This window comes from Buttiauxella sp., assembly GCF_035271705.1.
Taxonomy (GTDB): Bacteria; Pseudomonadota; Gammaproteobacteria; order Enterobacterales; family Enterobacteriaceae; genus Buttiauxella.
Map to the genome: position 1 here is coordinate 1 of NZ_DATERI010000069.1, position 7,832 is coordinate 7,832.

General features: G+C 51.5%; 9 protein-coding genes. 4 read left to right on the forward strand and 5 right to left on the reverse strand.

All coding sequences use genetic code 11. The features are described from left to right. The 4 genes from potB to VJY99_RS05995 form a co-directional block, all read left to right on the forward strand. The coding region (potB, locus tag VJY99_RS05980) for a spermidine/putrescine ABC transporter permease PotB (protein WP_324117157.1) at nucleotides 1–704 on the forward strand (704 nt) is incomplete at its 5' end. Further along, on the forward strand, nucleotides 701–1,486 hold the full coding sequence (gene potC, locus VJY99_RS05985; RefSeq protein ID WP_324117158.1) for a spermidine/putrescine ABC transporter permease PotC: 786 nt from the start codon (nucleotides 701–703) through the stop codon (nucleotides 1,484–1,486). The genes potB and potC, both read left to right, overlap by 4 nt. Further along, on the forward strand, nucleotides 1,483–2,529 hold the full coding sequence (gene potD / locus VJY99_RS05990; RefSeq protein ID WP_324117159.1) for a spermidine/putrescine ABC transporter substrate-binding protein PotD: 1,047 nt from the start codon (nucleotides 1,483–1,485) through the stop codon (nucleotides 2,527–2,529). Before potC ends, potD begins: the two co-directional genes overlap by 4 nt. Before the next feature lie 148 nt (nucleotides 2,530–2,677). Beyond that, a complete protein-coding gene (locus tag VJY99_RS05995; protein WP_324117160.1) occupies nucleotides 2,678–3,190 on the forward strand; it encodes a methyltransferase in 513 nt (170 codons plus the stop codon). Between the two features lie 96 nt (nucleotides 3,191–3,286). Here the strand turns inward: VJY99_RS05995 and cobB are convergent, their stop codons facing one another. The 5 genes from cobB to lolC form a co-directional block, all read right to left on the reverse strand. Then, nucleotides 3,287–4,108 carry a Sir2 family NAD+-dependent deacetylase gene (gene cobB, locus VJY99_RS06000; protein WP_324117161.1) on the reverse strand — a complete coding sequence of 274 codons (822 nt, stop codon included), beginning with the start codon at nucleotides 4,106–4,108 and terminating at the stop codon, nucleotides 3,287–3,289. A gap of 3 nt (nucleotides 4,109–4,111) precedes the next feature. After that, a complete protein-coding gene (gene nagK, locus VJY99_RS06005) occupies nucleotides 4,112–5,023 on the reverse strand; it encodes an N-acetylglucosamine kinase (protein ID WP_324117165.1) in 912 nt (303 codons plus the stop codon). Nucleotides 5,024–5,069: 46 nt separating this feature from the next. Then, nucleotides 5,070–6,314 carry a lipoprotein-releasing ABC transporter permease subunit LolE gene (gene lolE / locus VJY99_RS06010; RefSeq protein ID WP_324117162.1) on the reverse strand — a complete coding sequence of 415 codons (1,245 nt, stop codon included), beginning with the start codon at nucleotides 6,312–6,314 and terminating at the stop codon, nucleotides 5,070–5,072. Then, nucleotides 6,314–7,018 (reverse strand): lipoprotein-releasing ABC transporter ATP-binding protein LolD, encoded by a 705-nt coding sequence (gene lolD / locus VJY99_RS06015; RefSeq protein WP_324117163.1) that lies wholly within the window; start codon nucleotides 7,016–7,018, stop codon nucleotides 6,314–6,316. Before lolD ends, lolE begins: the two co-directional genes overlap by 1 nt. After that, on the reverse strand, nucleotides 7,011–7,832 hold an 822-nt coding region (gene lolC / locus VJY99_RS06020; RefSeq protein ID WP_324117164.1), incomplete at its 5' end, for a lipoprotein-releasing ABC transporter permease subunit LolC. The genes lolD and lolC, both read right to left, overlap by 8 nt.

A 7,832-nucleotide genomic window follows, 5' to 3' on the forward strand; every position in this document is an offset into this window, starting at 1 on the left:
ATTACACCCGGCTTGCTGACCCTTTATATGCACAGGTGTTGCTGCACTCGCTCAATATGGCGGTGATTGCTACCCTCGCCTGCCTGGTGTTGGGTTATCCGTTTGCCTGGTTCCTTGCACGATTACCGGAACGTGTGCGCCCTTTATTGTTGTTTTTGCTGATCGTTCCCTTCTGGACCAACTCATTAATTCGTATCTACGGGCTGAAAATTTTCCTCAGCACCAAAGGGGTTATGAATGAGTTTTTGCTGTGGCTTGGGGTGATTGATACGCCGATTCGTCTGATGTACACCCCAAGTGCGGTGATCATCGGCCTGGTGTATATCCTGCTACCCTTTATGGTCATGCCGCTGTATTCGAGTATTGAAAAGCTCGATAAACCGCTACTGGAAGCGGCGCGCGACCTGGGTGCCAGCAAGTTTCAGACATTCATCCGCATTATTATTCCGCTCACCATGCCGGGCATTATTGCTGGCTGCCTGTTAGTGATGCTGCCCGCGATGGGGCTGTTTTATGTCTCCGATTTGATGGGTGGGGCGAAAAATCTGTTGATTGGTAACATCATTAAGAGCCAGTTTCTGAATATTCGTGACTGGCCGTTTGGTGCTGCCACCAGCATTACGCTCACGCTAGTGATGGGTCTGATGCTGCTGATTTACTGGCGTGCCGCCAGGTTGTTGAACAACAAGGTGGAATTAGAATGATGGGTCGTCTGCTGCGGGGTGGTTTTATGACCGCCATCTACGCGTATCTGTACATTCCGATTATCATTTTGATCGTTAATTCGTTTAACAGTTCGCGCTTCGGTATTAACTGGCAAGGCTTGACGGGCAAGTGGTATAGCCTGCTGATGAACAACGACAGCCTGCTGCAAGCGGCACAACATTCGTTGACCATGGCGGTGGTGTCAGCAACGGCGGCGACACTGATTGGCTCATTAACGGCGGTGGCGTTGTATCGTTATCGTTTCCGTGGCAAACCGTTTGTCAGCGGCATGTTATTTGTGGTGATGATGTCGCCCGATATCGTGATGGCAATTTCACTACTGGTGCTTTTTATGCTGCTGGGGGTGTCGCTTGGCTTCTGGTCGCTGCTGTTCTCACACATCACTTTCTGCCTGCCATTTGTGGTGGTCACGGTCTATTCACGGCTGAAAGGGTTCGATGTGCGGATGTTGGAAGCGGCCAAAGATTTGGGTGCCAGCGAACTGACTATCCTTCGCAAAATCCTCCTGCCACTCGCCATGCCTGCGGTTGCCGCGGGTTGGTTGCTCAGTTTTACCCTGTCGATGGACGATGTGGTGGTTTCCTCGTTCGTGACAGGGCCAAGTTATGAAATTTTACCGTTGAAGATTTATTCAATGGTGAAGGTCGGTGTTTCGCCAGAGGTCAACGCACTTGCCACTATTCTGTTAGTACTCTCGCTGGTCCTGGTGGTTGCCAGTCAGCTTATTCTTCGTGATAAAACTCAGGGGACGTTAAAATGAACAAATGGTCACGCCACCTGCTAACTGCGGGCGCTCTGGTACTGGGTATGGGCGCTGCACATGCCGATGACAGCAAAACCCTCTATTTCTACAACTGGACTGAGTACGTGCCGCCAGGCCTGCTTGAGCAATTCACTAAAGAGACGGGCATCAAAGTGATTTATTCGACCTACGAGTCGAATGAAACCATGTACGCCAAGCTGAAAACCTACAAAGAAGGTGCGTACGATCTCGTCGTGCCTTCGACCTACTTTGTGGCGAAAATGCGCAAAGAAGGGATGATCCAGAAGATCGACAAAAGCAAACTGAGCAACTTCAAAAATCTCGATCCTGAAATGCTCAACAAGCCATTCGATCCCAACAACGACTACTCCATTCCGTATATCTGGGGTGCGACGGCCATTGGCATCAACAGTGGCGCTATCGATCCGAAAACCGTTACCAGTTGGGCAGATTTGTGGAAACCAGAGTACAAGCAAAGCCTGCTGCTGACAGATGACGCACGCGAAGTGTTCCAGATAGCGTTGCTGAAACTGGGTTATTCCGGCAATACCACCGATGCAAAACAGATTGAGGCGGCGTACCACGAGCTGCAAAAGCTGATGCCAAACGTGGCAGCATTCAACTCGGATAACCCTGCCAACCCGTATATGGAAGGCGAAGTGAATCTCGGTATGGTGTGGAATGGTTCTGCTTATGTTGCGCGCCAGGCAGGTACTCCGTTGGACATTATCTGGCCGAAAGAAGGCGGGATTTTCTGGATGGATAACCTGTCCATTCCTGCGAATGCCAAAAACGTCGATGGCGCATTAAAGCTGATTAACTTCCTGCTACGTCCGGATGTGGCAAAACAGGTCGCGGAAACCATTGGTTACCCGACGCCAAACCTCGAAGCACGTAAGCTGCTGCCAAAAGAAGTGTCAGGCGATAAAACACTTTACCCGGATGAGGCGGTGCTGAAAAACGGCGAGTGGCAGAACGATGTCGGCGATGCCAGTGCGATTTATGAGAATTACTATCAGAAGTTGAAAGCTGGGCGGTAATCTTTAACAAGCGGAACCCATTGTTCCGCTTTTTTTCACCCTTTAGCCTTATGGCACAACCCTCATCTCTTTTTACGCTTGAAGTAGCGTATGACTACTATTGGTCATCCCTCCATCCCCGTTCATTGCTGACAGAGTGATTATCGTGATGAATACATTCTTTTTGCTGTTCCAACTGATCAATCTTGCTATTTTCACTGTATTTATCCTCGCGAAGAAAGAACGGCCCGATGCAATACCTCTCATTGATATCAGGGCAATCAAACTTCTCAGGCTGACTTATCCGCTACCAATTCTCGCTTTTGCCTGGAGTCTTTTTCTGGTGGAGAATGTCATGGCGCTGGATTGGGTGTGCTTGGTCATCGCGGTGGTCGGGACAGTGCTGGTAGTAAAAGGGAAAACCGATTTAGGGGCGTATCATACCTGGGCCGGGTATTACCTCCCTTACTCCTCAAAAATACGACGGGGGATCTTTTCGTGGCTACCCCATCCGATGTACGCCGGAATAATTATGGTGATCCTCTCGTGTAGCGCGGTGTATGTGACGCGATTACCGTGGTATATCAGCGGCTTTGCGTTGATATGTTGTGTGTATACATCGCTATTTTTGATCGTGGTTGCGCGGCGAGAAGAGAAGTTATTGGTTGAGGCCAGAGCTTAAATCTTGAGATTCTTTACGGTGGATGTCGCTGACGCTCATCCACCGTGGGTTAAATCGATGCGTAGGGCGGGTCAGCATATCGTCACCCGCCCGTTTTTATAGCCCTTTCAGCAACCGCTCGACGTACTCCGGTACCACTTCACTGGCTAATCCGTAAAACTTCTCTGCAAACTCGCTGCCAACCTGGCTCGGTTCAAGATTCAGCTCAACGGTATGTGCGCCTTGCAAACGGGCTTCATGGACAAACCCTGCTGCGGGATAAACATGGCCAGAAGTGCCGATGGCGATAAAGTAATCTGCCGTCGCCAACGCCTGATAAATATCATCCATACCCAACGGCATTTCGCCAAACCACACCACATGCGGGCGCAAAGGTGCAGAAAGCTGGCAGCAGTGGCAACGGTCATGAGGGGTAATATCCCCTTTCCACTCCAGCACTTGCCCACTGTGTGCACAGCGCACTTTTAGTAATTCGCCGTGCATATGGATAATATTTTTATTACCGGCACGTTCGTGCAAATTATCAATATTTTGTGTCACTAACAGGAAGTGATCGCCCAGCTCTTCCTCAAGCCTTGCCAACGCCAAATGCGCTGCATTGGGCTGGATTTCTGCCTGCTGGAGTTGCTTGCGACGGGCATTATAAAATGCCTGCACCAGTTGAGGATCACGGGCGAATCCTTCCGGCGTTGCCACATCTTCAACGCGATGCTCTTCCCACAAACCATCGGTGGAGCGGAAAGTACGAATACCCGACTCGGCGGAAATACCGGCACCTGTCAGGACGACAACTCTGGGTTTTTCCATCGCTTCAGGTCCAGGAATATCGCGGAAAAATGCACGCTGACGTAAGCGCTGCCTCAGCAAGCGTTTGTCTTTTCTAAACCGGCTTAACCGATGTTGACGACGGGATAGCATAATTTACTCCGAAAGATGGAGGAACGCTGCGCCACGCATGCCACCGGCATCCCCATGACGTGCCGGCTCAATGCGCGGCACTTTTGCCACTGGCAAAAGATACTTCGGTAAACGTTCAGGCAGTTGTTGGTACATCTCAGTAAAGTTAGATAACCCACCACCAATCACGACCAGATGCGCATCAATTGCCGTTAACAGGCTACCCAGGCAGCAGGCCAGAAGCTCAACGAAACGTTCGACGTGTGCCACCGCTTTCTCATCTCCGGCTCGGTAGCGGGCGACAATCTCTTTGGCATCCAGAGGTTCAGAGTAAAAGTGCTGGTAAACCCACGCAAATCCACGACCAGAAAGATAGTTTTCGATGCAGCCATGTTGGCCACAACCGCAACGCGTGAGCGGAATATCACGCCCCAACACGTCAAGGGCATCAACCGGCAGACGCGTGTGGCCGAACTCGCCAGTGATATAATTGCGACCCGTAATAGATTTACCGTTAACGATAATTCCGCCGCCGACACCGGTGCCGAGGATTAACCCCATCACCACCGGATAGCCGCGGAATTCATCATCCCAGGCTTCAGAAAGGGCAAAGCAGTTCGCGTCGTTGTCCATACGCACTTCGCGCCCGAGCATGGCGCTCAAGTCAGCCTGCACCGGTTTACCGCTCGCCGCGGGCACATTGGCCGCGTAAAGCGTGCCATCGTCTGTGACGGGCATACCGGGAATACCAATACCCACCGAGCCTTTAATACCAAAACGGCTATCGGCTTCCTGTACCAGAGAAGCGATAGCCGCTAAAAAGTTCTCATAACTGTCATGGGGAGTGGGAAGACGTTTTTCCCATTGCAGTCGACGCTCACTGTCGTAGACCCCAAGAGCCATTTTGCTGCCACCAATGTCGAATCCGTAATACATCGCTTCGCTGCTCCCCATCACCGTCATACTATTTTCAATTGATTGATTATTGTCCGCTTAACACTCGCGCTGGATCAATATTACTGGCTCGACGCGCCGGATACCAACTGGCGAGTAAACTCAGTAACAACGCTGTGATCAGTACATAAAATACGTCCAGCCAATGAAGTTCTGATGGCAGGAAATCGATAAAATAAATATCCCCAGACAGGAACTGGTGACCGAGAAGCTTTTCAATCACGCGGATAATATTGGTCAATTGCCAGGAAGCGAGCACGCCAATAATCGCCCCGCTCACGCTGCCCAGTAACCCCGCAAGCAGACCGTACCAGATGAAAATCGCACGAATCAGGCCATCTTTCGCCCCAAGGGTACGCAGCACGGCGATATCGCTGCTCTTGTCTTTCACCGCCATGACCAACGTGGAAACGATATTGAAACAGGCTACGCCAATCACCAGCACCATCGCCAGGTACATGATGGCGCGAATCATCTGGATGTCGCGGTACATGTAACCGTAGGTGCCAATCCAGCTTTTGATGTAAACGTAAGCGTTGGTGACTTCACCTGCATCGCGCACCAACTGGTTGGCGTTAAACACATCAGTCACTTTGATAGCAATGCCTGTGACACTGTCACCCATGTCCAAATAGCCTTGCGCATCTGCCATTGGCACCATCGCGAAGCTGTGATCGAGTTGCCCGCTGAGTGCCAGAATACCTTCAACTTGCAGGCGCACGCGCTTTGGTTGCAGCAGTTTGTGATCGGCATTGCTGTTGGGGATCATGATTGAGATCCAGTCGCCCTGCTTCACTTTCAGCGCATCGGCAACACCTTTACCAATGATGATTTGCTGTTGGCCAGCCTTAAAGTTATCCCACGCATTATTTTGCACATATCGCGGTAACGCACTGAGGTGAACTTCTTGAGCAGGGTCTACCCCTTTAACCTGAATGGCACGCAGGTTTGGCCCGCTTTCCACAAGGCCGGTGAAGTTAATGTATGGCGCTGCCGCAGCAATCCCTTTCACTTTCTCAACACGTTGTAAAACCCCACTCCAGTCCTGGAATGGTTGATTTACCGGCTCGATTTCACCGTGCGGTACCACCGCTAAAATGCGGTTGTTCAGCTCACGTTCGAAACCGTTCATCGCACTTAGCCCCATAATCAGCACCGCCACACCTAATGCGATACCTAAAGTGGAGATAATTGAAATCAATGACACCATGCCGCTGCGACGACGCCCGCGGCTAAAACGCAAACCAATAAGCAGTGACAGTGGCGAAGCCATTAATGGGCTCCCATCAAAGTCAGTTCACTGGTCAAGCGGCCATCACGCATTTCTAACTGGCGAGACATGCGACGCGCCAATTGCAGGTCGTGAGTCACCACCAGGAATGCGGTCCCCTGGCGTACGTTCAGCTCACCGAGCAGTTCAAAAATGCTGTCTGCATTACGCGCATCCAGGTTACCGGTCGGTTCATCAGCCAGAACAAGGCGCGGATTATTCACCAGTGCACGCGCTATCGCCACACGCTGGCGCTCGCCACCGGACAGCTCAGAAGGACGGTGATTACTGCGATGATCAAGACCAACCGCTTTCAACATTTCCAGCGCACGTTGCTTCGTTTCATCGGTATTGTGTTTGCCGATGAGCAGCGGCATGGCGACGTTTTCCATCGCAGTAAAATCAGGCAGCAAATGGTGGAACTGATAAATAAAGCCCAGCTCGCGGTTACGCAGTTCTGCTTTGGCAGAAGACGACATTGAACTCATCGGCTTACCGTGGAAAATCACATCGCCAGAAGTTGGCGTATCCAGCCCGCCCAACAAGTGCAGCAAGGTACTTTTGCCGGAGCCAGAACTGCCGACAATCGCCATTAACTCACCGGTATTGATGCTGAAGCTGACATCATGCAACACGTCCGTTTGCACTTTGCCTTCCTGATAGCGTTTGCACAGCTTGTCACACTGCAACAGGATAGAATTACTCATAACGTAAAGCCTCAGCGGGATCTGTCGCGGCAGCACGCCACGATGGATAAAGCGTGGATAACAGCGCAACCGCCATAGCAACGATCGCAATTACAATAACTTGTACTGGGTCAATGGCAACCGGCAGTGTGGCACCATCCAGCATCGCGCCAATAATCGGCATCAAATTGTTCAACTGGCTGGCAAGTAACGCGCCGAGTAACGCGCCAAGCAAAGCACCAATCACCCCTGCACTCGCCCCTTGCACCATAAACACCGCCATGATTTGGCGACGCGTTAGCCCCTGAGTCTGGAGAATGGCGACTTCGCCTTGTTTTTCCATGACCAGCAGGCCGAGAGAAGTAATGATGTTAAATGCAGCAACCGCCACAATCAGGCTCAACAGCAGCCCCATCATATTTTTTTCCATGCGCACGGCCTGGAAGAGCTCGCCTTTACGTTCGCGCCAGTCTTTCCACTCAGTGCCCTGCGGCAAGGTTTGTTGGCTCAGCACATCCACTTTTAGCGGTTCAGCCAGCCACAAACGCCAGCCGGTAATATTGCCCGCCGGATAGCGCATCAGACGCGACGCATCTTGCTGGTTCACCAACATTTGATAACCGTCGACTTCGCTGCTGGCCGCAAAAGTGCCAATGACGGTGAACAGACGCTGGCTTGGCAAACGCCCCATCGGCGTAAACTGGCTGGCGGACGGCACCATCACACGGATGCTATCGCCACGCTTAATCCCCAATTGCCCGGCCAGTTGCTCACCCAAAATAATGTTGTACTTCCCGGCGACCAAGTCGGTCTGCTTCACATTGACCAGGAAAGG

Excerpts from the sequence above, each read along its gene's own strand:
- potD (WP_324117159.1), top strand. The coding sequence starts at position 1,483 with ATGAACAAATGGTCACGCCACCTGCTAACTGCGGGCGCTCTGGTACTG.
- lolE (WP_324117162.1), bottom strand. The coding sequence starts at position 6,314 with ATGGCTTCGCCACTGTCACTGCTTATTGGTTTGCGTTTTAGCCGCGGG.
- cobB (WP_324117161.1), bottom strand. The coding sequence starts at position 4,108 with ATGCTATCCCGTCGTCAACATCGGTTAAGCCGGTTTAGAAAAGACAAA.
- nagK (WP_324117165.1), bottom strand. The coding sequence starts at position 5,023 with ATGTATTACGGATTCGACATTGGTGGCAGCAAAATGGCTCTTGGGGTC.
- VJY99_RS05995 (WP_324117160.1), top strand. The coding sequence starts at position 2,678 with ATGAATACATTCTTTTTGCTGTTCCAACTGATCAATCTTGCTATTTTC.
- lolD (WP_324117163.1), bottom strand. The coding sequence starts at position 7,018 with ATGAGTAATTCTATCCTGTTGCAGTGTGACAAGCTGTGCAAACGCTAT.
- potC (WP_324117158.1), top strand. The coding sequence starts at position 701 with ATGATGGGTCGTCTGCTGCGGGGTGGTTTTATGACCGCCATCTACGCG.